The sequence below is a fragment of the Pseudomonas sp. DE0010 genome, from assembly GCF_007680745.1.
GTDB lineage: Bacteria > Pseudomonadota > Gammaproteobacteria > Pseudomonadales > Pseudomonadaceae > Aquipseudomonas > Aquipseudomonas parafulva_B.
The window spans coordinates 1-294 of record NZ_VEJQ01000157.1 but is presented as its reverse complement, the minus strand read 5'-3'; the positions used below and the strand labels follow the sequence as shown (position 1 = coordinate 294).

1 pseudogene is annotated in these 294 nt (G+C 63.6%); it reads right to left on the bottom strand.

The features are described from left to right. Positions 1 to 294: pseudogene (locus FS767_RS22055) on the bottom strand (glucosidase); the annotation flags it as partial.

Here is a 294-nt window from a genome sequence, read left to right as displayed (position 1 = left end):
AACAGCGGGATGAGGCCGACGATGGACCTCAGGCGCAGCGGCTCGGCGCTGCCATCCGCCTTGTGCAGGACGTCATAGAAGAATTCGTCCTGTTCGTCCCAGAGGCCGTCTTCGCGATCATCGCTGTGGTTGATGGCGCCGGCGATGTGCAGGAAGTGCTCGAAGAACTTGACCCCCAGATCGACGTACACCGGATTTTCCTTGGCCAGCTCCAGGGCGATGCGCATCAGGTCCAGGGCATAGGCGGCCATCCAGGCGGTGCCGTCGGCCTGGTCCAGGTGATAGCCCTCCGGC